This is a genomic window from Neorhizobium petrolearium (genome assembly GCF_029854435.1).
GTDB lineage: Bacteria > Pseudomonadota > Alphaproteobacteria > Rhizobiales > Rhizobiaceae > Neorhizobium > Neorhizobium petrolearium.
This window is the reverse complement of sequence record NZ_CP123000.1, coordinates 1,716,553-1,742,904: the sequence shown is the minus strand read 5'-3', so window position 1 is coordinate 1,742,904 and position 26,352 is coordinate 1,716,553. Positions and strand designations below refer to the sequence as shown.

Genomic DNA, 26,352 nt, shown 5'->3' with positions numbered 1-26,352 from the left:
CCCTCCGTTTGAAATTCGTCAAACTCTAACCGTGGATAGTTACCAGGTAGTGAAACGGCCACCCATCGCGCGCAGCGCGAATTAGAACCGTCTAATTCCTTGATCGAACGACTGTTTCGGCAGCCGAGGCATGAAATTCCAGCATGAAAGCATGACGAGAACGGCATGGGCTTTTTCGGTCTTTGGCTCTAATTTCCCGTTGGGAGGAGAATCGATCCCCGGATACAAAGGAACCCATGCGATGACCGACGAGACCAGGCCGACCGGCGAACTGACGCTGCGCACACTCGCGATGCCTGCGGATGCCAATGCCGCCGGCGACATCTTTGGCGGCTGGGTCATGGCGCAGATGGACCTTGCGAGCGGTATCCGCGCTGCCGAGCGCGCCCGCGGCCGGGTGGTCACCGCAGCGGTCAAGGAAATGGCCTTCCAACTGCCGGTGAAGATCGGCGATACGCTCAATGTCTATACGGAGATCACCCGCGTCGGGCGCACCTCGATCACGCTCTCGGTCGAAGCCTGGGCGCACCGGGCCCGCCACCGGATGCTGGAAAAGGTCACGGCCGCGACCTTCATCATGGTGGCGCTGGACGAGGACGGCAAGCCGACGCCGGTTCCAGCAGAGGAGTAAGACCCGTGGAAGCCGTGACCAGTGCCGAAGCTTTTACCCATATCCGCATCGTGATGGGCATGGTGGTCAGCCTCGGCCTAGCGCGGCTGCTCAATGGCCTTGCCGGCATAGTCCAGCATCCGCAGTCGGTCCGCATTTACGCCGTCCATCTCGGCTGGGTGGCGTTCATGTTCCTCTTCCTCGTGCATTTCTGGTGGTGGGAACACCGGCTGCACGCCGTGCCGGTCATCAGTTTTGTCGCCTTCCTGTTCCTGATCGTCTTTTGTGCGCAGTTCTTCTTCCTCTGCGCCCTCCTCTTCCCGACCTCGATGCAGGATTACGATGGCTACGAGCACTATTTCCTATCGCGGAAGACGTGGTTCTTCGGCTTTCTCGCCGGACTGCTGGTCACCGATATCGTCGATACGGCGCTGAAGGGGCGGGACTATTTCCTGTCGCTCGGCATCGAATATCCGGTGCGCACCGTGCTTTATATCGTGCTCAGTCTCATCGCCGCGGTGACCACGAACCGGCGCTACCATGTGGCGCTGGTGATCTTCGCGCTCGCCTATCAGTTCTACTGGATCTTCCGCATCTACGACTTCATGACCTAGACGCTTCAGTCCGGATCATCCTTTGAGATAAACCGACGATTCGTTGAAGGTAAGTCCCGGAAAGACCTTGGCGGTCAGGTTGCCCGGCTTGATGCCGAACTGCCTGTAGAGCATGGCGGCGGCGACCTCGCGCACATCGCCGGTCGGCATCAGGTCGCGCTGCTCGAGCAGCTTGTCGTCGGCCAGCCCCGGCCATTGTCCCAGCACCTTGCCGCCGGAGATGGTGCCGCCGGCGACAATCGCAAGCCCGCCGGTTCCGTGGTCGGTGCCGTTGGTGCCGTTCTCACGCGCCGTGCGGCCGAACTCCGTCATTGCCAGCACGACGGTCTTCTTCCAGGCCTCGTCGCCCAGCGCCTCCTTCAGCGTGGTGAACGCGGTCGAAAGATCGCCGACGGCCTTCTTGAACTGCGTCCGCTGGCCTACATGCGTATCCCAGCCGTTGATCGAGAAGCTGGCGATCCGGTATTCCTCGCGCAGCATGCCGCCGGCAAGCCGCGCCATGTCGGCGATGCCCGCGCCGCGCCTGGCGTCGCCATAGAGGGAATCTGCCGCCATGTCCGTCATCTTCGCCTCCTGCATCGCCTTCGCGAAGGTTTCGTCGCCGGCATAGAGCCGGTCCAGAAAGGCGATCTCGTCTTCGGCGAGCGCGAAATTGCTCTGGCTCGACCAGGAATCCGCCTCGTTCGGGCCCGTCAGGATCAGTTCCATCGACGTGTTGATATCGATCGCCTTGCGGGAGGCCGAACGCGGAATGACCGCTAGCGCCCGGTTCAGCCAGCCGGTACGCTCGCTCTTGTCGTTGCCGCCGGTCTCCAGCATGTCCTGCCCGTCGAAATGGCTGCGCTGGTTGCGATAGGGAGTCGAGACGGCATGCACGAAGGACAGTTCCCCCGCCTGCCAGAGCGGCATCAGCGCGGAGGCGGCGGGATTGAGGCCGAAGAAGCCGTCGAGATCGAGAAGACCGGTGTCCGGCGTCAACGCCAGCTTGGGCCGGAGTGCCTGATAGGCCGGGTCGGCGTAAGGCTGCACGAGATCGAGCCCGTCCATGGCGCCGCGCAGGATGATCGTCACGAATCGATTGTCCCCCGGCATGGCGGCAAAAGTTACGGGGGTCAAAACCGGTGCGGCGGCTGCGCAGCAGGCCCCGGCCAGAAAACCGCGGCGCGATAACAGGATGCTTTCCGGAAAGGTCATCGTTATCTCCTGTTGAATTCGGGGGATGCGAGCACCATGGTGATGCCGTGCACCTTGTTGGGCGCCTGCGAAATGATCTGCCGTGTCTCCGGGCGGGCGGCATCGCCGAGCGCCGCCTCCAGAAATTCCGAGGGTCCCATCTTCTGCCCGAAGATCCGGGCGATCAGGCGCGACCAGGCAATCCGTTCGCTGAGCTGGCCCGGAGCCAGCCAGACCAGCGCCTCGTCGGCGAAACCGGCCGGGCTCGGCGGCTGCCAGATCGGCTCTCCCATGCGCTGCAGAGCGCCGAGCGTGATAGCATTGGCCCGCCCTGCCCTGCGTCTTGCATTCTCCCGGGCCGCCGCGCCGCCGGCCATTTCCATGGCCTTGCCGATGGGGCTTTCGTCCTCATTATCCATGTCGCTGACGAGGGTTGCGAAGCTTTTCTCCGGGAGGTCGAGCGCGCGAAAACCGGAAACCACGAATTCGAAGGGCTTCTTGATCTTCTGGCCGGGATCCGACCAGGCGCGCGGATGTTGCAGCATGGCGCGATAGACGTCCGAAAGATTGCCCTGGCTTTTCGTCCAGGCGTCCACCATCGTCTGGACGACCTCGTCCGGTGGATCGTCCGCGATGAAATGGCGGACGAGCTTGCGCGAGACATGCTGGGCGGTCTTGGGATTGGCTGCGAGATCCTCCAGCATCAGGATGTGATCCTGACCGTCGCCCTCGTCATCCTGATATGTTCGGCCCAGAAGGCTGATCGGCCCGGCCTCCGCCAGACGCGGCCGATAGACCACCTCGAGGGCCCGGTTATCAACCGCAAGACCGGTCAGGACGAGGGCTGCGGCGCGCACGTCGTCCTGCGTATAGCCGCTGCCGGCACCGAGTGTATGGAGTTCCAGGAGTTCGCGGCCGAGGTTCTCGTTCAGTCCGCGACCGCTTCTGCGCGCAGCAATCGAATCCGGCCCGACACTCTGGTTCTGGTCGAGATAGATCAGCATGGCCGGATGCAGGATTGCAGCCTGAAGCAGCTTCGAAAAAGACCCGCCGAGATTCGGCCGTATCGCCTGCGCTTCGTAAAGCGGAACGATCGCCCGCATGGGCAACGTTTTCAGCACGCTGGTCGAAAAATGATCGACCCAGAAGCTCGCCAGCCTTTCATAAAAACCCATCGGAGAATGCAATGCCTGCGCGATGCGTGCCATGGCATCCTGACGGTAGATGCGCTGCGCCTCGCGCTGCACTTCCTTGCGGATGTCCTCGTTCGGCTTGCCGGCCTGCCGCGCCTTCGCTTCGGCAGCGAGCACGGCCTGGATGCGCGTCGCGGTTTCGACCCGTCCCGTCAGTCCTTCGCGCGGAAAGCGAGGCTTTTCCGACACCCCTTTGTCGATTTGCGCGAGCAACGCATCAGCGTCGCCCGACACGTCTTCGCCCGGGCGAAGGCCGTAGCCAAAGCGGATTGCGGCCAAAGTCGGGGGTGAAAGAACCATTCGATCATTCCTCGTTGGACCGTCGCTAGCGTCTGCGACAATTGTGGTGGAAACGGTCGAGAAATGCGGCCATTTTGCGACATGGACAATTTGTAATAACCGGCAACGGACGGCTCTCCCCTCTCGGAATCTGGGGGGCGGGCCCCGTAAATTGAGCCGACGCTAGATAACGGCTTCCGGGGCCGAAGCGGTCATTGCATAGACTCAACGGATAGCATTGAGGGTTGCAACTTCAACCCCGGATGGTGACGCAACCCAGGATGCCGCGCAAACCGGCTTCTCGAACTGAGAGAAGACCGATGCATCGGTTATGTGCCGGCAGACTGCTTTCGGGTCGACGGCGTCAAAGTCAGCATCGACCTGTTCAATCCGCGGAAGGGGAAATTCATAGGTCGTGATATACGCGAGTTGGCCATGCGGGACCTCTATCGGCAAAATCGATAAGCTGGTGGCGGTTATGCTGCCGAGCCAAAGCTTGTTTTCCGCAAGGTCAACCAAGCCGCAGATTCGAGGCGTATCATGCTGGTCGAATTCACGGTCCAGGCCAACCAGCACGCTTACAATGGCATCTCGCGGATGGTTACCTGCATTCAGCCGCTCGTAAATTGGTCTGGTGTGAGTGCCGTTGCTGACAACGGCAAAACGAGGACCCCAGATCAGACATTCATAGACGATATACGGGCTGTCCGATGCTGCGTCCGCACTTCCTGGCTTGGCAACGATTTGCACGGTGTTGCCCAGCTTTTCCGCGCTCCTGTTAGGAAATGATCTGCTCGAAACCCTGTAGGCAGCGACTAAATTCCCTTGTCGACTGCGACCAACTCCAACAATCCGACCAACATACATCTCGATCTTCTCCAGCCTAATATGGTTGCCAACGTAGCAATCGATCACCAGGCTGCCCATATCGCTGATCCTGAATACACACCGACTTTTCGTGCTGTCTAAATGCTCCCGGCGACGCAAACGGTCGTTGCGAAACTTTCGTTCCGGCTTGGTAAATGCGTCCTGACCAGGTCTTCAATCGCATGATTACCGTGGATCCGTTAGGCGATGCCGTGGCAGCACGGCCGCCGCGCATAACAATGCTGCAAGTATTTGCAGGCCCTTAAAGGAATTTTATAAGAGACTGAAGCATCGTTCGGCGTCTGATGACCTCGTGACCCAACGGCCTTTATGGAAGCGGATCTGAAAACCGGCAAGACGGACCCCGCGCTTGAAGTCGATGTCAAGCGGGCCCAGGCTTCGATCATGCTCGAACGCCTGCCGTCGACGCTCTTCACCAATGCCGGCATCTCTGCTTCCGCGCTTTTCGTGACGACGCTCAACCGCGGCCTGACGTTCTCCGCAAGCATGTGGTTCGCCGCCGTCATCGTCAGCCTCGTCCTGCGCACCGTCATGGCCGCGATCCTGAAGCAGTGGGAAACCGTGGAGCAGGAACCGCAACAGGCGCTCAATGTCATGGCCGTCGGCGCCCTGCTCAGTGGCACCGCCTGGGCTGCCCTTCCCCTCTCTGTGCCGAATTTCGAACCGCTCGGCGGAGATAGCGGGCTCTATCTCATCATGTGCGGCACGGCGACCGGCGCGGTCCTGATGGGCGTCGGGCACAGTCCTCTCTCGCTTGCCTTCGCGCTGCCCCCGCTCGCAGCCGTCATGTTTTCACTTGCCGTCAGCGGTCAGGTCAGCGGCTGGCTGCTCGCCCTCAACGTCCTGGCGCTGACCATGGTCCTGATCCGCAGCAGCCGCACGAGCGAGGCCATCTTCATCAGCAATGTGCTCGCCAAGCTGAAGGCGACGGCGCTCGCCGACTCGCTGTCGTCGGCCAATTCCGATATCCTGCGTGCCAATCAGCGGCTGGAAGTGCTCGCCAACTGCGACCCGCTGACCGGCCTTGCCAACCGCGCCGCCTTCAACACGGCGCTCTCCGCCGGCATTTCCGCGGCGGTCGTCAGGGAGGAGCAGCTTGCGCTCCTCATCCTCGATCTCGATCGCTTCAAGTCCATCAACGATACGCTCGGGCACGGGGCGGGCGATGCGGTGCTCGTCGAGGTCAGCGACCGGCTGCGTTCGGCGATCAACGGCAAGGGCGTCATCGCCCGGCTCGGCGGCGACGAGTTCGCCGTCATCTTCGGCGGTCGGGATGCGCACGGCCTTGCCCGCGCGCAGGCCGAACGCATTCTCGAACACAGCCGCCAGCCGGTCATGCTCGAAGGGCATCCGACAATCGTCGGGACATCGATCGGCATCGCCATCTTTCCGGACCATGCCGATACCGCCGAGGACCTGTTCAGTTCCGCAGACATGGCGCTCTACCGCGCCAAGGACGGTGGCCGCCGCCAGTGGCGCGAATTCGAACCCGCCTTCCGCTCCCAGGCCGATCGCCGGCACCAGGTGGAGCAGGCGCTCGGCGATGCGCTGGCCGCCGGCGACATCGAGGCGTGGTTCCAGCCGCAGATCGACCTAACATCCCGGGAGATCGTTGGCTTCGAGGCGCTGGTGCGCTGGCACCACCCTTATCTCGGACCGGTCTCGCCCCCCGAAATCGTCGCTGCCGCGCAGGCCGCCAATCTCCCGGACCGGCTGACGGCCACGGTCGCCGAGGCCGCCTGCCGGCTGCTTGCCCGGCTACCGTCGCTGGGCCTGCCGCGCGCGACCGTCGCGATCAACGTCTCGCCCCGCGAATTCGACCTCTACTGCGTTCCCAGCCTGCTCGACCGGATCACTGCGGCGCATCATATCGATCCCGCCCTGTTCGAGATCGAGATCACCGAGGAGGCGATCCTCGATACGCTGGTTTCCGGCGAGCAGCTCAAGCATATCGAGCGCTCCGGCTACAAGCTGGCGGTCGACGATTTCGGCGCCGGCCATTCCTCGCTCGCCTATCTCGTACAGCTCAAGGTCGACCGGCTGAAGCTCGACCGCCGCTTCATCACCGGCATCCGGGCAAGCCGGCAGAACCAGGAGATCGTCGGAGCCATGGCCGGCCTCGGCCGGGCGCTCTCCATGCAGGTGGTGATGGAAGGCGTCGAAAGCGAGGAGGAGGCTGAAGCCCTCAAGCCGCTCGGCATCGAGATCGCCCAGGGCTATTTCTTCGGCCGACCGATGCCCGCCGAGCGCATTCCCGGCTGGATCGAAAGCCGCCGCGCGGCCCTGAAGCGGGCCGTCGCCTGAGCGTTTCGCCGGCTCCCCCGCCTCCGGAAATCCGTTTCCCTTTTGTACTCGTTTTGTGACCCCGCCCCCTTCCCTTCGGCGCGATTCCTCTCCATATTCGGCGCATGGCCAGATCACCGAAAAAATCCCCGACCTCGAAGCCTGACGACAACTGGGGTTTCGAGGAAGCTCCGCAATCGTCCTTCGAAGGCGCGCCCCTGTCGGGCTCCGTCGCCGACTGGGTGAAGCAGCTCGAAGCGGAGGCGGAGGCCTCGTCGGTCGAAACGCAGCGCGAGATCGCCTCCAAGGCGGGCAAGCACCGCAAGAAGATCGAGATCGCGGCGCGCGAAGAGGCCATCAGGCAGGCCGCGAAGGACGCGGGCAAATCCGCGCCCAAGACCGCCAAGAACACCACCGCCTCGAAGACCGCCCGCGGCGTGTCGATCGGCGCCTCGTCGGACCCGAAGACGCGCGCCCGCGCCGGGCTCAACCCGGTCGCCGGCCTCGACGTCTCGCTGGAAGACGCGCAGGCGCTGGCCCCCGGCGCCGTCACCGCCACGGTCGATGCACTGGCGAAACTGATCGAGAGCGGCAATCCGCTGTTCAAGCACGGGCAGATCTGGACGCCGCACCGGCCCGAACGCCCGCAGAAATCCGAGGGCGGCATCGCCATCGAGATGGTCACCGAATACGCCCCCTCCGGCGACCAGCCGACCGCGATTGCCGACCTCGTCTCGGGCATCAACGACGGCGACCGTTCGCAGGTCCTGCTCGGCGTCACCGGCTCGGGCAAGACCTTCACCATGGCCAAGGTGATCGAGGCGACGCAGCGCCCGGCCGTGATCCTCGCGCCCAACAAGACGCTCGCCGCGCAGCTCTATTCCGAGTTCAGGAACTTCTTCCCGAACAATGCGGTCGAATATTTCGTCTCCTATTACGACTATTACCAGCCGGAAGCCTACGTGCCGCGCTCCGATACCTATATCGAGAAGGAATCGTCGATCAACGAGCAGATCGACCGGATGCGCCACGCCGCCACCCGCGCCATCCTGGAGCGCGACGACTGCATCATCGTCGCCTCGGTCTCCTGCATCTACGGTATCGGCTCGGTCGAGACCTATACGGCGATGACCTTCCAGATGACGGTCGGCGACCGGCTCGACCAGCGCCAGCTGCTCGCCGACCTCGTCGCCCAGCAATACAAGCGGCAGGATATCAATTTCGTGCGCGGCTCGTTTCGCGTCCGGGGCGACACGATCGAGATCTTCCCCGCCCACCTGGAGGATGCCGCCTGGCGCATCTCCATGTTCGGCGACGAGATCGACGCGATCACCGAATTCGATCCGCTGACCGGCCAGAAGACCGGCGACCTGAAAAGCGTCAAAATCTACGCCAATTCGCACTACGTCACCCCGCGCCCCACCCTCAACGCCGCCATCAAGGCGATCAAGGAGGAGCTCAAGCAGCGCCTCGCAGAGCTCGAAAAGGCCGGCCGCCTCTTGGAGGCCCAGCGCCTCGAACAGCGCACCCGCTACGATGTCGAAATGATGGAGGCGACCGGCTCCTGCGCCGGCATCGAGAACTATTCGCGCTACCTCACCGGCCGCCGCCCCGGCGAGCCGCCGCCGACGCTGTTCGAATACATCCCGGACAACGCGCTGATCTTCATCGACGAGAGCCATGTCACCATCCCGCAGATCGGCGGCATGTATCGCGGCGACTTCCGCCGCAAGGCGACGCTGGCCGAATACGGTTTCCGCCTGCCGTCGTGCATGGACAACCGGCCGCTGCGCTTCGAGGAATGGGACGCCATGCGGCCGCAGACCGTCGCCGTCTCGGCGACCCCCGGCGGCTGGGAGATGGAACAGGCGGGCGGCGTCTTCGCCGAACAGGTGATCCGCCCGACCGGCCTCATCGACCCGCCCGTCGAGGTGCGCCCCGCCCGTTCCCAGGTGGACGACGTGCTCGGCGAGATCCGCGAGACATCAGCCAAGGGTTACCGCACGCTCTGCACCGTGCTCACCAAGCGCATGGCGGAAGACCTCACCGAATACCTGCACGAGCAGGGCATCCGCGTCCGCTACATGCACTCGGACATCGACACGCTGGAGCGCATCGAGATCATCCGCGACCTGCGTCTCGGCGCCTTCGACTGCCTGGTCGGCATCAACCTCTTGCGCGAGGGCCTCGACATTCCCGAATGCGGCTTCGTCGCCATCCTCGACGCCGACAAGGAAGGGTTCCTGCGTTCCGAAACCTCGCTCATCCAGACGATCGGCCGCGCCGCGCGAAACGTCGACGGCAAGGTCATCCTCTATGCCGACAATGTCACCGGCTCGATGCAGCGCGCCATGGACGAGACCGCCCGCCGCCGCGAAAAGCAGACGGCCTACAATATCGAGCACGGCATCACGCCGGAATCGGTGAAGGCGAAGATCTCCGACATCCTCGATTCGGTCTACGAGCGCGACCACGTCCGCGCCGACATTTCCGGCGTCTCGGGCAAGGGCTTTGCGGATGGCGGCCACCTGGTCGGCAACAACCTGCAGGCGCATCTCAACGCGCTGGAAAAATCCATGCGCGACGCCGCCGCCGACCTCGACTTCGAAAAAGCCGCCCGCCTCCGCGACGAGATCAAACGCCTCAAGGCAGCCGAGCTTTCGGTCATGGACGATCCGATGGCCAAAGAAGAGGCACGCAGCCAGGAACGACGTTCAAGAGGCGGGAAAGCCGCGCCTCCTTCGATCTCCCCCCTTGAGGGGGAGATGTCCGGCAGGACAGAGGGGGGCAATCCACCCTCCGACACCGCGGCAACACCCCCCTCTGCCCCTGCCGGGGCATCTCCCCCTCAAGGGGGGAGATCGACTCGCGGCTCCCTCTTCGCCAAACCCTCGCTCGACGACATGGGCCCCGGCACCGACATGCCGACGCCGCTCTTCCGCAAGCCGCAGTTGGATGAAATGGGCCGCGACATCGCCGAACCCGCGAAAGCATCACTGTTCCGGAAAAACACGCTCGACGAAATGACGGTCGGCCGCACGGAAAAGCCGGTCGACAAGAGGCGTGAAGTGCCGGAGGCACGACAGGGATCAGAAGAAGGCAAGCTGCCGCCGAAACCGGCGAGCGCGCAGCGCTCTACCTCTCCCCTGGCGGGAGAGGATAGTTCGCCCCAAGAGGCGAAGCCGATTGGCGAGGCGAACTTGGTGAGGGGGTCGGACGACCCTCGCCCGTTGGTCCGCGGCAAGATCGGCGCCGGCTCCTATGAAAACGCCGGCGAGCAGAAGCGCAAGAGCCGCACCAAGGGCAAGACCGGCCGGCCGGGACGGTGAGGCATCCGCGACTCCTTATCTCTCCCCTTGTGGGGTGAGGCGTGGTCGGCGCAGCCGGCGAAACGATCCGGCGAATCGTTTCGAACGACGAACGCCCTGATCCATAGCGAAGGGCCGGGGCGGTGAGGCATATGCGGCGCCCTACCTCTCCCCTTGCGAGAGAGGCTTTGAAGCGGTGGCCGTAGGCCAGAAATCGATGAAGTCGATTTCAGCGCACAAAGGCCTGAGCGCACCCCTGCGCGAAGGCAATCACGATCTTAGCGCAGCTAAGTCGTAGATTTTGTTGGAGAGGGGGTAAACCCTCGGTCATACCCGCCCCTCACCCGAACCTTTCATCGGTATGCTGCACGTGCTCGGAAATCACGTTGTCGATCACCACATGCGAGAGCAGGGTCGGACCGACAGCCCAGAGCGCGCGCATATGGTCGGTATCCTCGTGACGGCGATGCGCCTCCTCGCTGGTGAAGGCTTCGGCCAGCAATATCCTGTCCGGATCGTCCGGCATGGGCACGAGCTCGATATAAAGACAGTCCGGATCGAGCCGGCTCTTCTCCAGATGCTCCCGCGCCGCCTCCAGATAGTCCGCCCGCTTTCCCGGCTTGGTGGTGAAGAACCCGACGATGACTTTCATGACGTGCTCCGGAGGTTAGAATTGGAGGGAAGTGGAGCAGATGCAGGGCGAGGCAAGGGTTGAATAGACGGCAAGACGGGCAGGGTAATCCGCCCCACCCGCAATTCCAGGCTGCATGCCTGCGGCCCGCCTCTCGACAATTGAAATCTTCGATGAAATACTCCCGCAAGTTGATATTACGGGGGTAAGTCAATGACAGGGCAGCAGGACACAGCAAAGTGGGAACAGATCGCCGATGATCATGCTGCAAAAGTATCGGCCACGATAAAATACTATCTCAAGGAGATTGAAGACTGCGCGACGCGTGACAGGCAATTGTCGGTCGCGGTCATGATTCTCGGCATTCTGACGCCTGTGCTCGTCGCGCAGGTCGCGGTGTGGGACGGTGATGTGGGGCTTGTGCTGAAGGTCGGTTCGATCGTGACCGCGACAGCGCTCGCGGTCACCGAGGGGCTAAGGAAAATCTACGCCTACGACAAACGATGGGCGGCCAGTTACACCGCTCTGCTGGCTTTGCGGCGCGCACGGGCCGACTACAAGATCAGGAGGCTCGGTCTGCCGCCCGGCAGCGAGGAATGGAAAAAGAATTTCATCACCTACCAGAATCTCTATCACGACACGATCGCCAAGGAGACCCAGGACTTTTTCACGCATCTCGGAAAGGCGGAAAAACAAACCGAAGCCGACACGCCAGCGACTTGAAACGAGTTGTCTCCGTCGAGACCTTGTCGAGGTGCAGTGCTCCCTCACCCGATGCGCCTCCTCGCTGGTGAAGGCTTCGGCCAGCAATATCCTGTCCGGATCGTCCGGCATGGGCACGAGCTCGATACAGAGACAATCCGGATCGATCCGGCTCTTTCCAGATGCTCCCGCGCCGCTTCCAGATAGTCCGCCCGCTTGCCCGGCTTGCAAGGGCACGACGAGAGAGCAACTCGAAAAAGTGATTGGCTAACTCTGGCTGTCGCGCCACCGCCACGACTGCAGTTAAAGACCGTCTTTAACTTTTTAACTGCAGCTTCTCCTTATTCCGGACTCATTTGGAGGAACAGCCTCGCCCAAGCCTCATACAGTAGGCTCATTGTTGGGCACAGGAGCCTCTAATGCAGAACACATCACACGCCGTCATGTCACAGAGGTTTGAGGGGCGAGACAGTCCCGACGATTTTCCAACGCCTCCATGGGCGACAAGGGCTCTGATCGAGCATGTCATCGGGCCTGCGAATGTGGCTGGCATGACGTGCCTTGAGCCGGCAGCAGGTCGCGGATACATGTCCAGACCGCTCGCCGAGTATTTCGGAACCGTAGACTCCGCGGACGCCTATCCCTATGGCTTCGCACCCGTACGGAATTTCCTAACCTATCCGTATGAAGCGCTCTCACATGACTGGGTAATAACTAACCCACCATTCAGATTGGCGGAAGAATTCGTGGCACGCGCGATGAGTGTTGCGCGAGAGGGCGTCGCTATATTGGCACGGACAGTCTTTTTGGAAAGCGTCGGTAGATACGAGAATATTTTTCTTTCCCATCCACCTACGATTTTCGCGCAGTTTTGCGAACGTGTCCCAATGGTGAAAGGCAGAGTGGATCCCAAGGCCTCAACTGCTACCGGTTACGCTTGGTTCGTTTGGCAGAAAGGCAGCACAAGTTCCAAACTTACATGGGTGCCTCCCTGCAGACGATCCTTGGAACGTCAGCAAGACTACACGTCGAGTCCCTCCACCTGATTTAGAAGCTCCCGCCCATTTTGCGTGATTGTCCAACCTTGACGCTGTTGATCATAGACCGCCCAGCCGCGAGCTTCTAATCCCGTGCTATTGGTGCGGTGGGACACCAGATTGCGGACCTTTTGACTGAAATGGCTGTCGGAGCGCCCTTGTAAAGTCGCTGCGTCGATCCCGGAGGGCGAGAAGTAATCCTCGAGGCGAGCAATCAACGTACTTGTTGCGGCAAAGCCGTTGGGAGAGGCCGCAAGGATTCTAAGTGTCGGAATTAAAAGATCTGACTCTCGAACTGACATACTTCCCTCATAGCTGTAATTTGTATTGATCATATGCGGTCTAATTCTTCTTACGACTCTCCCGAGAAATCAATATGGTTTCCGCTATCTACAATAGCTAAAGTAGGTCGATTAAAAGCCACGTTTGACCTGTGTAGTCATTCAGCTTGCTACGAATTTGGAGAACACGCCGATCACCGTGCAGACGCACGGCGGCTCGATCCCGGCTCAGGGCCGGGATGACGGAGGAGAGCCTTGCCGCGCGTGCCCAAAACGCATACTCACCCCCCAAATATCAACAACTTACCCCATCCAAATTCACCTTGCTCAACCCATGCCTACACTCCTCCCGTCCCGCATCGGATACACTCCAAAGTACGGGCCGGCGCGGGGTGCAAGGAAACGACGTAAGTCCCTGCATTCGGGGTCCGCGGAAAATGGCCTCCCTCCGCCAACCTCCCCGCCCCCCTCAAATTGCCCCGCGTTAAACCTCCCTCAACCGGCCCGTGGCTATATCTCCCCCGCGCGAACAGAAGGGAGAACCCATGGCGATGATCGGCTTCAAGAACACCCATAACCAGGATGTCTACGTCAATCCGGCGCAGGTGCTCTATGTGACGCCCTTCGAGGACGGCGTTTCGATCATCGCTTTCGCCATCGCCGGCAGCGGCGGCAAGCCCGTCGCGCTTTATGTCCGGGGCGGCGTCGATGCCGTCCAGCAGCGGCTGAGCGGCAAGCCGGCCCGCTGAACCGCGCCACGTCTTACGCAGAAGACCGGCTTTCCGGACGCCGCCCGCGCCCCGCGCGCGGGGACGATCCCGTGTGCCCGTTCCAATGGGATCAACGGCTTGCGCGAAATTCCGTCCGCACCCATCCCCGTCCTCTTTACCTGTGCCTACAATCTTGCCGTCCCGCATCGGATACACCGCAAGGCGTTGCGGCGAGGCGGGACCGGCGCCGGGTGTGAGGAAACGACGTAAGTCCTTGCATTCGGGGTCCGCGGAAAATGGTCTCCCTCCGGCGACGTGGGGCGGATGAGACGCTGTCGGGCCGACGTCTCGTTTCGCTTCCTTGCATTATGCGCCGGGCGTGCCTGTGAGGCATTGGAGGGTGACGGGACAGCGCCATGCGGCGTCCGAGGGTTTTCTAAACCCGGGCCGCGCGGCACAGGTGGAAGACGGTGCTCCTGAGCAATCAGGATCGGTGGTCATGGCCGCGGCACCGCAAGTCTAAGGGCGTGCATGATGCCTTCCTTTAAGGAGGGGCGCGCCACCGTTCCCACAAATCCCGTCATCGCAGAGGGACCGGAGTCGCGGATAAAAACCGCCGAACGGGGCGCTGAGAGGTGTCACCTAAAACTAAAACTTAAGAGGCAGCTTTCAGCGCCCCGTCCGATCCTCGAGTCAAGCCCGAGGATGACGAAAGAAACGGCCATCGCCAAGGGAGGACTCCGTCCAGCCCATCCCACCCATTCATCAACGGAGCCCCCATGACAGATCCCAGCCTCCCGTCCCTTGACACCCGCATCAGCCGCCGTCTCGCCGAAGTCCTCGGCATGCCGCTGCTCTGCCCGCGCCGTGCCTGCCGCCGCACCGGGTGCTGCGCCGCCGCCGTCTCCGCGGATGGCGAGCCCGAATGCGTCGGCGCCCTGCAGGACTTCCATCGCAATCTGTTCGCTGACCAGAGAAGGATCGCCGGCGGCTGTGCCGCGCGGTTTTCCCGACGCGACCCCTTGCCCGAAGCGGAAAACGAGGCGCAGACTTTTATGCTGAGGCTCAACCTCTCCGCGGCCGTCGCCGCGCTTGCCGAGGAGCCCGCCAACCGTCCGGCCCTGCGCGGCTGGCTGCGCCGTCTTCGCCTCCCGCCACTCGCCCCGCCTCCTCGGAGCATTGCCGGCGCCTTTCTGAGATTCGGCAGGGTCGCGGAGGAGGAAGAGACATTCGTGGAGGGCGGGCAATAGGGAAGCCGAGGCTGTGGAGATGGCGCATGAGGCCGAGTATGCCGCACCGGCGTCCCGGCCGCTCGCTTTGGGCTCGCGGCGTTCCTCGCTGCAATCGATTCACTGGATCGTTTCGTCGGCTGCGCCGACCGGACCTCACCCCACAAACGCCCTTTCGATGACGAATTCGGCGGGCTTGCTGTTGGCGCCCTCGGTCAGCCCCGCCTTTTCAAGCAGCGCCTTGGTGTCCTTCAGCATGTCGGACGAACCGCAGATCATGCCGCGGTCGGTCTGCGGGTCGAGCGGCGGGACGCCGAGATCGGTGAAGAGCTTGCCGCTTTCGATCAGGTCGGTGATGCGGCCCCTGGTCGGGAACTCTTCGCGGGTGACGGTCGGGTAATGCTTCAGCTTGTCCCCGACGATCTCCGCCAGGAACTCGTGGTTCCTGATCTCCTCCACGAGGTCGAAGCCGTATTTCAGCTCGGCCACCTCGCGGCAGGTATGGGTGAGGATCACCTCGTCGAATTTTTCGTAGGTCTCCGGGTCGCGGATGAGGCTCGCAAAGGGCGCGATGCCCGTGCCGGTCGAGAACATGTAGAGCCGCTTGCCGGGGGTGAGCGCATCGAGCACCAGCGTGCCGGTCGGCTTCTTGCGCATCAGCACGATATCGCCCGGCTTTATCTTCTGGAGATGCGAGGTGAGCGGACCGTCCGGCACCTTGATCGAGAAGAATTCCAGCTCCTCGTCCCAGGCGGGACTCGCCACCGAATAGGCGCGGTAGATCGGCTTGTCGCCGACCATCAGGCCGATCATCGCGAACTCGCCGGAGCGGAAGCGGAAACCGGCCGGCCGCGTCATGCGGAAGCGGAACAGGCGGTCGGTGTAATGCTCGACGTCAAGCACCGTCTCGGCATAGACGCCGTCGGGGATCTTGACCGCAAATTCTTCTGTCTTCGCTGGAGCGTTCATGCCTGTCCGTCTCGTCTCAGTCTGTGGCCCATCTTTCGCACTAGCGAAATATACCATAAGGCCGTTCATTTGAAGGCACCCGCGTCCTCAAGTCGCGGGGCTTCAGGGAAAATATGTGCCGGAAAATCCGCTTTTCGCCTCAGGCGGTCGCGGTGCGGCGGCGCCAGCTGTAGCCGGGCGCCTTTTCCGCCGCCCTCGCCGTCGGCTGGTAATGGACCGCGATACCCGGCAGGCGCCCCTCCTCCAGCCGCTTCAGCGCGGTCGCGTTCGTCACCGCAAAACTGTCGATGCCGACCCGCAGCATCAGCGGCACCTGGTCGATCAGCACGTCGCCCACGGCGCGCAGCTCGTTGCGGTAGGCGAGCCGGTCGCGCAGCAGCGAGGCATGGCTGAACGCGCGGCCGTCGTTGAAGGCGGGAAACTCCACCGCGACGATCTCGAGCCGGTAGAGATAGGGCTCGAGCTTGTGGACATCGTCGCCGGGCCTGATCAGCACGCCGAGGCCGACATCGTTGCTGGATTCCGCCTTCTCGATCAGCGCGTCGAGCGGCAGCAGCGCCTTCTGCTCCTCGGTCGCCTTCACCTCTTCGGTCTCGATCACCCAGGGGTCGTTCTCGACGAAGCCGGTTTCTCTCCAGATCCTGGTCATTTACGCAGCCTCCGCCTTGGCATCGCCATAGAGCGCTTCCTTGAACGGCTGCGGCCCGACGCGGCGATAGGCTTGAAGGAAGGTCTCCTCCTTCGAAAGGCGCAAGGCCAGATAGGTGTCGACGATCGTCTCGACCGCGTCCGTCACCTTGCTCGGCTCGAAACCGCGGCCGATGATCTCGCCGATCGAGGTGTTCTCGTCGCCGGAACCGCCGAGCGTGATCTGGTAGAGCTCGGCCCCCTTCTTCTCGACGCCCAGAAGCCCGATATGGCCGACATGGTGATGACCGCAGGCATTGATGCAGCCGGAGATCTTGATCTTCAGCTCGCCGATTTCCGCCTGGCGTTCGGGCGCGCCGAAACGGGTGGAGATTTCCTGCGCCACGGGAATGGAACGGGCATTCGCCAGCGCGCAGTAGTCGAGCCCCGGACAGGCGATGATATCGGTGATCAGCCCGGCATTGGCGGTCGCGAGGTTCTGCGCCACCAGCGCCCGGTAAAGCGGCTCCAGATCAGCCAGAGCCACATGCGGGAAGATCACGTTCTGCTCATGGCTGATGCGGATTTCGTCATGGCCAAATTCTTCCGCCAGATCGGCGATCAGGTCCATCTGCTCGTGCGACGCATCGCCCGGAATGCCGCCGATCGGCTTCAGCGAGATCGTCACCATGCCGTAATCGGGATGCTTGTGCGGCTGGACATTCTGGCTTACCCAGCGGGCGAAGGCCTCGTCCTGTTTCTTCCAGCCCGCAAGCTGCGCCCAGCCTTCGGCGCGATCCGGCAGCGCCGGCGGCGCGAAATAGGCGGCGATCGCCTGGATGTCGGCCTCGGGAAGCTTCAGTTCCGTACCGGCCAGGTGAGAGAATTCTTCCTCGATCCGGCGGGTGATCTCCTCGACGCCCGTCTCGTGGACGAGGATCTTGATGCGCGCCTTGAACTTGTTGTCGCGACGCCCGAACAGATTGTAGACGCGCACGATCGCCGTCACGTAGGACAAGAGGTCCGCTTCCGGCAGGAAGTCGCGGATCTTCTTGGCGATCAAAGGCGTACGCCCCTGCCCGCCGCCGACATAGACGGCGAAGCCCAGCTCGCCCTTGTCGTTCTTCTTGAGATGCAGGCCGATGTCGTGCACCTGGATCGCCGCGCGGTCGCGCTCGGCGCCGGTTACGGCAATCTTGAACTTGCGCGGCAGGTAGGAAAATTCCGGATGCACCGAGGACCACTGGCGCAGGATTTCGGCGTAGGGCCGCGGGTCGGCCACCTCGTCGGCGGCGGCGCCGGCAAAATGGTCCGCCGTGACGTTGCGGATGCAGTTGCCGGAGGTCTGCAGCGCATGCATCTCGACGGTCGCAAGTTCCGCCAGGATATCCGGCGTGTCGGAGAGCTTCGGCCAGTTGAACTGGATGTTCTGGCGGGTGGTGAAATGCCCGTAACCGCGGTCATACTTGCGGGCGACATGGGCTAGCATGCGCATCTGCTTCGAATTCAGCGTGCCGTAGGGGATCGCGATGCGCAGCATATAGGCGTGGAGCTGCAGATAGACGCCGTTCATCAGGCGCAGCGGCTTGAAGGCGTCCTCTGCCAGTTCACCGGAAAGGCGGCGCGCCACCTGATCGCGGAACTGCTCCACGCGGCTCGTGACAAAAGCGTGGTCGAATTCGTCGTAACGGTACATGGTTTCCTCAGACTGCGATGAAGGCCGGATCGGCTGCGCGATAGCCGGCGGCATATTCCATGGTCGGGCCTTGAGCGCGAATGCGCTCGCGAAGGCGGATCGGCCAGAGCTTGCCGCCCTGCTCCTCGACGTCGACGACTGCGACGTCCACGACCTTGTTCTCGGCGAAATCGCGCTTGCCGATCGCCTCCAGCGAAGCAACGGCTTCCGCGTGGCGCGCGACAAGCGCATCCTGCAGGTTTTCCACCCAGCGGCCGTTCGCATCGAGCCAGACGGCGATGCCATCGGAAAGGCGGTTGGCGGTCAGAACCTTGTCGGTCATGCTTTTATTCCTGTCGTTTCCCGAACCGAAACCCTGAAAGATGACAAGTGCTCGGATTTTTCGAAATTCGCACCGGCGACGGCCTCGCCGATGATCACCATGACGGGGCCGACGAGATCGTCGCGCGCCTGAAGATCCGGCAGTTCGCCGAGGACCCCATGGAAAAGCCGGCGGTCGGCGCGGCTGGCATTCTCGACCACGGCGACCGTCGTCTCCGGCGCGAGGCCGGCGCCCATCAGACGTTCCGCCACGGAAGCGGCGACCGTGCGGCCCATATAGACGGCGATCGTCGCGCCCGAAACGGCAAGGCTTGCCCAGTCCGGCAGCACGTCGCCGGTCAGGTCGTGTCCCGTCGTGAAGATCAACGAGGAGGCGACGCCGCGCAGCGTCAGCGGCAGGTCGAAATCGGCGGCGGCGGCAAAGGCGGAGGTGATGCCCGGCACGATCTCGTAGGCGATGCCCGCCTCACGGAGCGCCGCCATCTCCTCGCCGGCGCGGCCATAGACGAGCGGATCGCCGGATTTCAGACGCACGACACGCTTGCCCTGGCGGCCGAGTTCGACCAGCAGACGATTGATCTCATCTTGAGATTTCGAATGGCAGTTCTTGCGCTTGCCGACCGGCAGACGCTCGGCATCGCGGCGGCCCATGTCGACGATCGCCTGGGGCACCAGCGCGTCGTGGACGATCGCATCGGCTTCCATCAGCACGCGCTGGGCGCGCAGCGTCAGAAGGTCCTCCGCGCCGGGGCCGGCGCCGACCAGCCAGACCCTGCCTTCCGCATGGCCGCTTGTCGAAAGCAGCGTATTGGCGGCACGGCGGGCGGCGGCGCTGTCGTTCGCGGCGACCGCATCGGCCACATCTCCGGAAAAGAAGCGGCTCCAGAAGATACGGCGCGACACGCCGCGCGGCACAAACTTCTCGGCAGCATCGCGATATTCGGCCGCAAGCCGGGCAAGCGCACCCAGCGAGGGCGACAGCATCCGGTCGATCCGGGCACGGATCATCTGGGCGAGAACCGGCCCCGCCCCTTCGGTGCCGATCGCGATGGCGACCGGGGCCCTATTGACGATCGCCGGCGTGTAGAAATCGCAGAGTTCCGGTTGGTCGACCGCATTTGCTGGTATCTTCTCGGCGCGGGCGGTCGTGACGATCACCCGGTCCAGCGCGGCATCACCGGTCGCGGCAAACACCAGCACCGCACCCTTCACCTGCTCCGGTGAAAACCGGTCGCGAACGGTCTCTATGCCCTCAGCGGCGAGCCAGGCGGCATAATCGGCTTGCGGCGCTGATGCATAGGCGACGATCCCGGCATCCGTATTGCGCAACAGCCGTGCCTTGGCGAAAGCCTCGTCGCCATTGCCGAACACCAGCACGCTCCTGCCGCTGATGCGAAAGAAGGCCGGGAAAACCGACAGGCGGTCTGGGCTTGAGAACATGCGGGCACCTTGAACCATAGCAGTGCACTATCCGCGATTGAGCATCGAAGTTGAAGGAATGGATATGCGAAGTGTGCTGCGTCGCGGTATTTCTGTTTCGCGTTCCGCGGCTTCTTGAGCAAAAGCCACCGCAGGCTGTCTTTCTCAGCCTTTTCCGAGGCTTGGAACTGGGTTCCCGTTTTGCGGCCCTTCGCTTTCGGCAAGGCGCAGCAGCAAAGGAGGACGCCGCCTTACATCCGGCAGCCCAAGGTCGGGAAGAAATACCCTGCGAAGTGACATGACAACCCGCAATTTTAATAGAATTGAAACAGAAGAATGCTCAGAAAACCGTGTCCGTCCCTCTCGAAAAGCGATGTTTCCGCACATGAGCCCGCCACCTCTGAATTTCTGGCAGTCCTGCGACAGAAACCTTCTTTCATCTGCCCGGGAGACACTGCTGGAGGTGCTCGAGCGGGACGCCGATCGACTGGTCAATCGCTTCTACGACGCTTTCCTCGCCCATGAGAAAGCCTTGCCGTTCCTCAGTCATTCGGTGGTCCATGAGCGGCTGAGCCATTCCCTGCGGAAATGGCTCCTGACGCTCATGGAGATCGAGCCCGACGGCGATCTCTCCGATTTCAACGACCGGCAGAGGCGCACCGGCGAAGTGCATGCGCGCATCAGGCTGCCGATGCACCTCGTGCTCGAAGGGGCAAGCCTGATCAAGACCGATGTGTCGAAGGCCCTGCTCGCCCAATACGGCAACCGGCAGGCAGCGATCGCCATCGTGCTGTTCAACGAGGTCATGGACTACGCCATGCTGCAGATGAGCGAGGCCTATGTCAGCGGTGCGGCGCAGCGCGCCAAGGTCGAGGAGGCCTACAGGCTGTTCACGCTCGGCCAGGATGTCGGCGTGGAGCGGGAAAGCCAGCGGGCCGCGCTGATGGAATGGAGCCAGTCGGTGATCTTCGGCCTCTTCGGCGCCGCCGGCAGCAAGCCACGGATAGAGCCGATCTCCTCATCCGAGTTCGGCCTGTGGTTCCGGCATCGCGCGAGCATCATGTTCCAGGGCTCACTGATGCTGAAGAACATCGAAAAGGACATGCGGGAAATCGACGACCGGCTTCTTCCGAAGATCGAAAATCGCGACGCCGCGGACGGAACGGAGATTGCGGCGGTGGTGGCGCGGCTCCAGTCGCTCGTGGAGGAGATCAAGTTCCTGCTGGCCGATCTCTTCCAGAGCCTCTCGGCCTCCGCCGGCGCGCGCGATGCCCTGACCAATGCCCTGAACCGCAAATTCCTTCCCTCGATCCTCGGCCGCGAGGTCTCGCTCTGTCTGCAGCACGGCACGCCTTTGTCGGTGCTGATGATCGATGTCGACCATTTCAAGCAGATCAACGACCGCTGGGGCCATCCGGCCGGCGACCAGGTGCTGCGGCAGGTGGCCGAGATCATCATCGAACACACCCGCGCAGCCGACATCGTCTTCCGTTACGGCGGCGAGGAATTCCTCGTGGCACTCGTCGAGACCGATCACGACAAGGCGTTCGAGGTCGCGGAGCGGGTCAGGGCCGGTTTCATGAACACGGACCTGAATGTCGCCGACGGGACGAGCATTCGCGGAACGATCTCGATCGGCGTAGCGACGCATCGCGGCCATCCGGACTTCCAGCATCTGATCGATGCCGCCGACAAGGCCCTCTACCTGGCGAAGAACGGCGGCCGCAACCAGGTGATCGCGGCCTGAGACGGCGGTAGCTGCGGATAAGCCCGGACGGCGGCCACAAAGCGCTTTTCCCGCAGGTCCGATGGCCATAGATTGGCGCCAGCCATCTTTGAAGGAAGCCCGCCTTGACCGCCAAGACTATTGCCGCCCGTCTGTTGGACGTGATCGAAACCGACATCCTGCCGCTGACGGAAAAAGGCGTCGCAGCCGGCAACAAGGTGTTCGGCGCGGCGATCCTGAAAAAATCCGACCTTTCGCTGGTCATCGCCGAAACTAACAACGAGGTTGAAAACCCGCTCTGGCACGGCGAGGTACACACGCTGAAACGCTTTTATGAGAAGACTCTAAATTTTCCTTCCAAGGAATTGATTTTCCTGTCGACTCACGAACCGTGCACGATGTGCATGTCGGCGATCACCTGGGCCGGCTTCGACAATTTCTACTCCTTCTTCACCCATGAGGATTCGCGCGACGCCTTCGCCATTCCGCATGACCTGAAGATCCTCAAGGAAGTGTTCGGGCTGGAGCCCGGCGGCTACCGGCGCCAAAACGCCTTCTGGAACTCCTACTTCATCGCCGATCTGGTGGAGAGCGAGGACGAACCGCTGCGCGGCAGTCTCAAGGCGCAGACAGCACGCATCAAGGCGACCTATCAGCGGCTTTCGGACAGTTATCAGTCCGGGAAGACCGAAAACAATATTCCGCTCGCTTGAGCGAAGGATCGCTTCATGGAACCATCGAAGGACATTTCGCGGCTGATCGAGATCATGGCGGCGCTACGCACCCCCGTCACCGGCTGCCCCTGGGACCTCGAGCAGAATTTTTCGACCATCAAGCCCTATACGATCGAGGAAGCCTACGAGGTGGCGGACGCGATCGAGCGCAACGACATGGACGACCTCTGCGAGGAACTGGGCGACCTTTTGCTGCAGGTGGTTTTCCATGCCCGCATGGCGGAAGAGGCAGGTGAATTCTCGTTCGGCGACGTGGTCGAGGCGATCACCAAAAAGATGATCCGCCGCCATCCGCATGTTTTTGCCGTCTCGGATGCCGCCACGCCTGATGCGGTGAAGGTGCAGTGGGACGACATCAAGGCGGAGGAAAAGCGCGAGCGCGCCGAGCGGCGGGCGAAGCGCGGGATCACGGAAGACTTCAAGCACGGTTTCCTGAGCTCCGTCCATCGCAGCCAGCCGGCGCTGACCGAAGCACTGAAACTGCAGCAACGGGCCGCCAAGGTGGGTTTCGACTGGTCGGAGGCCGAGCCGATCCTCGACAAGATCGAGGAGGAAATCGGCGAGTTGCGCGAGGCGCTGCGGGAAAGGCGGCAGGACAAGGTCAGCGACGAACTCGGCGACCTGATCTTCGCGCTCGTCAATATCGGCCGGCACGTGAAGGCCGATCCGGAAGAGGCTTTACGCGGCACCAATACGAAATTCCGGCGCCGGTTCAGCCATATCGAGACAGAACTTCAGAAATCGAATGAAACGTTGGAGGACGCCACGCTGGAGCGCATGGAAGAACTCTGGCAGGCGGCGAAGGCGATCGAGCGGCAGATCGGCTGACAGAATGGCACGACCGGAGGAAGGATCGCCGTGAAGCTCGACGCTCTTGAGGTGGCGATCGCCGGCGCCGGGATCGGAGGGCTCTCGCTCGGGGCGATGCTCGCCAGACGCGGCGTGAAAGTCGTGATCTACGATCAGATGACAGCACCGCAGCCGGTCGGCTCCGGTTTCGTGCTGCAGCCGACCGGCTCGGCCGTGCTTGCGGTGATGGGACTCGCCGACGGAGTGCGGATGCGCGGAGCAAACATTACCCGCATGCACGGCAAGCTGGCGGGGACGAACAAAACGGTGCTGGAGATCGGCTATCGGCAAGGCGAATACGGCATCGCCATCCAGCGCGTTGCGCTGTTCGACCTCCTGTTACAGACTGCGGTTTCTGTCGGAGTCGCATTCGAGACATCGTCGCGGATAACCGGTCTTGCGGAGGGAGAGAAGCCGGCGATCGTGCTCGATGGCGGGCGGATGGCTCCTACTGCCGATCTCATAGTCGACGCCATGGGGGCGAGTTCGCCGGTCGGATATGATCCGGCAAAGGAGCTCGGCTATGGAGCGCTGTGGGCTACCGTTCCGTGGCCGAAGGACGGGCCATTCCATGCCAGCGAACTCGAACAGCGCTACGAACGCGCCAGCCACATGGCCGGCGTGTTGCCGGTCGGTACAGCGCATGACGGCGCCGCCGAGATGGCGACTTTCTTCTGGAGCCTGCGCAACGGGGATATCGAAGCCTGGCGCCGGGCGGGTCGGGCGGCGTGGATCGACGAGGTCGCAGCCATGTGGCCGGAGGCGGCGCGGTTCGCGGAAATCGCCGAACCGGTGCATGCGCGTTATCGGCACCATACGCGCAAACCGATCGCCGGAAGGAGGATGATCCGGATCGGCGACGCCTGGCACGCCACAAGTCCGCAACTTGGCCAGGGAGCGAACATGGCGCTGCTCGACGCGCTGTCCCTAACACTCGCGCTGGAAAAAGCGGAAACAGTCGAGGAAGCCTTCGCACTGCATCTGAAGCAGCGCCAACTACACATCTGGCTCTACCAGATGCTAAGTCGTGTTCTGACGCCCTTCTATCAGTCGGACAGTCGCGCCCTGCCTTTCATGCGCGACGTCGTGATCGGCCCAGCAACACGGCTGCCGCTGGTGCGCTATCTCGTCAGCCGGCTGGTAACGGGAGATTTTCTCAACCCAGTCGGGAGGATCGGCGCAGGGAATTATTCAACAACGGAAATCCCCTCACTTGCGATTTCTAACACTTAGCCTCCGGCCAAGGTGTTGAAATCGCTTTCTCTCCCCCAAGGGGAGAGATAGGAATGCCGCACCGCTGCGAATCTACCTCTCCCCTTGTGGGAGAGGTTACAAAATCATGATCTTAGCTTTAGCTAAGTCATAGATTTTGTTGGTGAGGGGAAAAGCAGCGGCAGCTGACTAACGCTCCCAATCCTCTTTCACCGGCTTCGGGGCGTTGCCGAGCCGGCGTTCCAGATCGGCAGCCTGACGCTCGGTCAGCCGCACGTCGAGCGTGACGGAGCCGTCGTCATTGTCCTTCCGGTCGTCGACGACGGCATCGCCGTAGATCCACGAGACCAGCGAAAGCCTGTCCGGCGGAATGGTGATGGTGGTTTCGGTCAGAACGCCGGAAAGGCGCCTTGCGATCTCCTCCATCAGGGCGTCGATGCCCTCGCCGGTGATCGCCGACACCGCCATGACGTTCTTGCGGCCGGCGGCCCGTTCCGCAATTGCCTCGTGCGCTTCCGGGTCGAGCCGGTCGATCTTGTTCCAGACCTCGATGATGCGCTCGGCCCCTTCTTTCTCGCCGATGCCGAGATCGGCAAGGATGCGCAGGACATCGGAGGCCTGGGCAGCATTGTCCGGGTCGGACATGTCGCGCACATGCAGGATGAGATCGGCCTCCAGTACCTCTTCCAGCGTGGCGCGGAAAGCGGCGACCAGATGGGTCGGCAGGTCGGAGATGAAGCCGACCGTATCGGACAGGATGACCGTGCGGCCATGCGGCAGCTTCATGCGGCGAAGCGTCGGGTCCAGGGTGGCGAACAGCATATCCTCGGCCAGCACGCCGGCACCGGTGATGCGGTTGAAGAGCGTCGACTTGCCGGCATTGGTGTAGCCCACCAGGGCCACGATCGGATGCGGTACCTTGCGGCGCTTGGCGCGATGAAGCTGGCGGGTGCGGACCACCTGTTCCAGTTCGCGCTCCAGCCGCACGATTCGCTCCTGCAGGAGCCGACGGTCGGCCTCGATCTGGGTTTCGCCAGGACCGCCCATGAAGCCCGCGCCGCCCCGCTGGCGCTCCAGGTGGGTCCAGCTTCGCACGAGGCGGCCCTTCTGGTAGTTGAGATGCGCCAGATCGACCTGCAGCGTGCCCTCCTTGGTGGAGGCGCGGCGGCCGAAGATTTCGAGGATCAGGCCCGTGCGGTCGATGACCTTGGCGTTCCATTCCTTTTCGAGATTGCGCTGCTGCACCGGCGTTAGCGGATGATCGACGATGACGAGCCCGGCGTTCTTCTCGTCGAGCAGCGCCTTGATCTCCTCGATCTTGCCGGTGCCGATGAGGGTCGCCGGGCGGGGCTGGCCGACGGGCACGATGAGGCCCTTGACCACCGTCAGGTCGATTGCCTTGGCCAGTCCGATCGCCTCGTCGAGGCGGGCCTCGCTGGACCGCTGCGGCACCGGTGTCGCGGGCGAATCACCCTGCCCGGCCCTATGTCCCGCTTGGGGCCTTGCCTGCTTGAGGACCGGCACCACCACGACCGCACGCATATCGTCCCGGAGCCTTTCAGACTCCGGAACAAGCGATTCGTTCGAAGTGTCGCGCGTTGTGATTTCGTTCGTCCTTAAGCGGCGTTCTCTTCACTTTCGAACATCTGCATGGGCTGGCCCGGCATGATGGTCGAGATCGCGTGTTTATACACGAGCTGAGAGTGGCCGTCACGACGAAGAAGGACGCAGAAGTTGTCAAAAGAAGTGACAACGCCTGTGAGCTTCACCCCGTTGATCAGGAATATCGTCAGGGAAATCTTCTGCTTGCGAACGGTATTAAGAAATAAATCCTGCAGGTTCTGAGAACGTTCCGCCATAG

Annotated in this window: 23 protein-coding genes; 11 read left to right on the top strand and 12 right to left on the bottom strand. The window is 62.5% G+C overall.

The window, feature by feature from the left end; genetic code table 11:
- The first annotated feature begins 241 nt into the window (after positions 1-241).
- A complete protein-coding gene (locus tag QEO92_RS08965; RefSeq protein WP_037155161.1) occupies positions 242-631 on the top strand; it encodes an acyl-CoA thioesterase in 390 nt (129 codons plus the stop codon).
- 5 nt (positions 632-636) lie between these two features.
- Complete coding sequence (locus QEO92_RS08960) at positions 637-1,224, top strand: hypothetical protein (protein ID WP_037155158.1); 588 nt, start codon at positions 637-639, stop codon at positions 1,222-1,224.
- A gap of 15 nt (positions 1,225-1,239) precedes the next feature.
- Here QEO92_RS08960 and QEO92_RS08955 read toward each other — a convergent pair whose 3' ends face one another.
- The 3 genes from QEO92_RS08955 to QEO92_RS08945 form a co-directional block, all read right to left on the bottom strand.
- Positions 1,240-2,418 carry a DUF1501 domain-containing protein gene (locus tag QEO92_RS08955; protein ID WP_227702778.1) on the bottom strand — a complete coding sequence of 393 codons (1,179 nt, stop codon included), beginning with the start codon at positions 2,416-2,418 and terminating at the stop codon, positions 1,240-1,242.
- 2 nt (positions 2,419-2,420) lie between these two features.
- Complete coding sequence (locus QEO92_RS08950) at positions 2,421-3,890, bottom strand: DUF1800 domain-containing protein (protein ID WP_227702777.1); 1,470 nt, start codon at positions 3,888-3,890, stop codon at positions 2,421-2,423.
- 204 nt (positions 3,891-4,094) lie between these two features.
- Positions 4,095-4,796, bottom strand: coding sequence for an IMP cyclohydrolase (locus QEO92_RS08945; protein ID WP_227702776.1), 702 nt, complete (start codon positions 4,794-4,796; stop codon positions 4,095-4,097).
- A gap of 270 nt (positions 4,797-5,066) precedes the next feature.
- Between QEO92_RS08945 and QEO92_RS08940 the strand changes: the two genes are divergently transcribed.
- Both QEO92_RS08940 and uvrB read left to right on the top strand, forming a co-directional pair.
- Positions 5,067-7,061, top strand: coding sequence for a putative bifunctional diguanylate cyclase/phosphodiesterase (locus QEO92_RS08940; RefSeq protein ID WP_227702775.1), 1,995 nt, complete (start codon positions 5,067-5,069; stop codon positions 7,059-7,061).
- A gap of 104 nt (positions 7,062-7,165) precedes the next feature.
- A complete protein-coding gene (gene uvrB / locus QEO92_RS08935; protein WP_227702774.1) occupies positions 7,166-10,369 on the top strand; it encodes an excinuclease ABC subunit UvrB in 3,204 nt (1,067 codons plus the stop codon).
- A gap of 319 nt (positions 10,370-10,688) precedes the next feature.
- On the opposite strand, the gene QEO92_RS08930 is transcribed toward uvrB, so the two are convergent.
- On the bottom strand, positions 10,689-11,000 hold the full coding sequence (locus tag QEO92_RS08930; protein WP_227702773.1) for a putative quinol monooxygenase: 312 nt from the start codon (positions 10,998-11,000) through the stop codon (positions 10,689-10,691).
- 192 nt (positions 11,001-11,192) lie between these two features.
- Between QEO92_RS08930 and QEO92_RS08925 the strand changes: the two genes are divergently transcribed.
- Positions 11,193-11,702: a DUF4231 domain-containing protein gene (locus QEO92_RS08925; RefSeq protein ID WP_227702772.1), complete on the top strand. Its 510-nt coding sequence runs from the start codon at positions 11,193-11,195 to the stop codon at positions 11,700-11,702.
- A gap of 1,000 nt (positions 11,703-12,702) precedes the next feature.
- Here QEO92_RS08925 and QEO92_RS08920 read toward each other — a convergent pair.
- Positions 12,703-13,053 carry a hypothetical protein gene (locus QEO92_RS08920; protein ID WP_227702771.1) on the bottom strand — a complete coding sequence of 117 codons (351 nt, stop codon included), beginning with the start codon at positions 13,051-13,053 and terminating at the stop codon, positions 12,703-12,705.
- A gap of 491 nt (positions 13,054-13,544) precedes the next feature.
- Here QEO92_RS08920 and QEO92_RS08915 point away from each other — a divergent pair, with 491 nt between their 5' ends.
- A complete protein-coding gene (locus QEO92_RS08915) occupies positions 13,545-13,748 on the top strand; it encodes a hypothetical protein (protein ID WP_227702770.1) in 204 nt (67 codons plus the stop codon).
- A 740-nt stretch (positions 13,749-14,488) separates the two neighbouring features.
- Positions 14,489-14,959, top strand: coding sequence for a hypothetical protein (locus tag QEO92_RS08910; protein WP_227702769.1), 471 nt, complete (start codon positions 14,489-14,491; stop codon positions 14,957-14,959).
- A 135-nt stretch (positions 14,960-15,094) separates the two neighbouring features.
- On the opposite strand, the gene QEO92_RS08905 is transcribed toward QEO92_RS08910, so the two are convergent.
- The 5 genes from QEO92_RS08905 to cysG form a co-directional block, all read right to left on the bottom strand.
- The gene (locus tag QEO92_RS08905) at positions 15,095-15,907 is read right to left on the bottom strand and encodes a ferredoxin--NADP reductase (RefSeq protein WP_227702768.1); all 813 of its coding nucleotides are present in this window, start codon (positions 15,905-15,907) and stop codon (positions 15,095-15,097) included.
- A 139-nt stretch (positions 15,908-16,046) separates the two neighbouring features.
- Complete coding sequence (locus tag QEO92_RS08900; RefSeq protein ID WP_227702767.1) at positions 16,047-16,556, bottom strand: DUF934 domain-containing protein; 510 nt, start codon at positions 16,554-16,556, stop codon at positions 16,047-16,049.
- Positions 16,557-18,230 (bottom strand): nitrite/sulfite reductase, encoded by a 1,674-nt coding sequence (locus QEO92_RS08895; RefSeq protein WP_227702766.1) that lies wholly within the window; start codon positions 18,228-18,230, stop codon positions 16,557-16,559.
- A 7-nt stretch (positions 18,231-18,237) separates the two neighbouring features.
- Positions 18,238-18,552 carry a DUF2849 domain-containing protein gene (locus QEO92_RS08890; protein ID WP_227702765.1) on the bottom strand — a complete coding sequence of 105 codons (315 nt, stop codon included), beginning with the start codon at positions 18,550-18,552 and terminating at the stop codon, positions 18,238-18,240.
- Positions 18,549-19,991 (bottom strand): siroheme synthase CysG, encoded by a 1,443-nt coding sequence (gene cysG, locus QEO92_RS08885; RefSeq protein ID WP_227702764.1) that lies wholly within the window; start codon positions 19,989-19,991, stop codon positions 18,549-18,551. Before cysG ends, QEO92_RS08890 begins: the two co-directional genes overlap by 4 nt.
- 364 nt (positions 19,992-20,355) lie before the next feature.
- Here cysG and QEO92_RS08880 point away from each other — a divergent pair, with 364 nt between their 5' ends.
- The 4 genes from QEO92_RS08880 to QEO92_RS08865 all read left to right on the top strand — a co-directional run bounded on the left by QEO92_RS08880 (position 20,356) and on the right by QEO92_RS08865 (position 24,512).
- Positions 20,356-21,717, top strand: coding sequence for a GGDEF domain-containing protein (locus tag QEO92_RS08880; RefSeq protein ID WP_227702763.1), 1,362 nt, complete (start codon positions 20,356-20,358; stop codon positions 21,715-21,717).
- Positions 21,718-21,821: 104 nt separating this feature from the next.
- Complete coding sequence (locus QEO92_RS08875) at positions 21,822-22,409, top strand: deaminase (RefSeq protein WP_227702762.1); 588 nt, start codon at positions 21,822-21,824, stop codon at positions 22,407-22,409.
- A 15-nt stretch (positions 22,410-22,424) separates the two neighbouring features.
- On the top strand, positions 22,425-23,258 hold the full coding sequence (gene mazG / locus QEO92_RS08870) for a nucleoside triphosphate pyrophosphohydrolase (protein ID WP_227702761.1): 834 nt from the start codon (positions 22,425-22,427) through the stop codon (positions 23,256-23,258).
- Positions 23,259-23,288: 30 nt separating this feature from the next.
- The gene (locus QEO92_RS08865; RefSeq protein ID WP_227702760.1) at positions 23,289-24,512 is read left to right on the top strand and encodes an FAD-dependent oxidoreductase; all 1,224 of its coding nucleotides are present in this window, start codon (positions 23,289-23,291) and stop codon (positions 24,510-24,512) included.
- 168 nt (positions 24,513-24,680) lie between these two features.
- On the opposite strand, the gene hflX is transcribed toward QEO92_RS08865, so the two are convergent.
- Together hflX and hfq are read right to left on the bottom strand one after the other, a co-directional pair.
- On the bottom strand, positions 24,681-26,033 hold the full coding sequence (gene hflX / locus QEO92_RS08860) for a GTPase HflX (protein ID WP_227702759.1): 1,353 nt from the start codon (positions 26,031-26,033) through the stop codon (positions 24,681-24,683).
- Between the two features lie 74 nt (positions 26,034-26,107).
- A complete protein-coding gene (gene hfq / locus QEO92_RS08855; RefSeq protein WP_037155370.1) occupies positions 26,108-26,350 on the bottom strand; it encodes an RNA chaperone Hfq in 243 nt (80 codons plus the stop codon).
- Between the last annotated feature and the right edge of the window lie 2 nt (positions 26,351-26,352).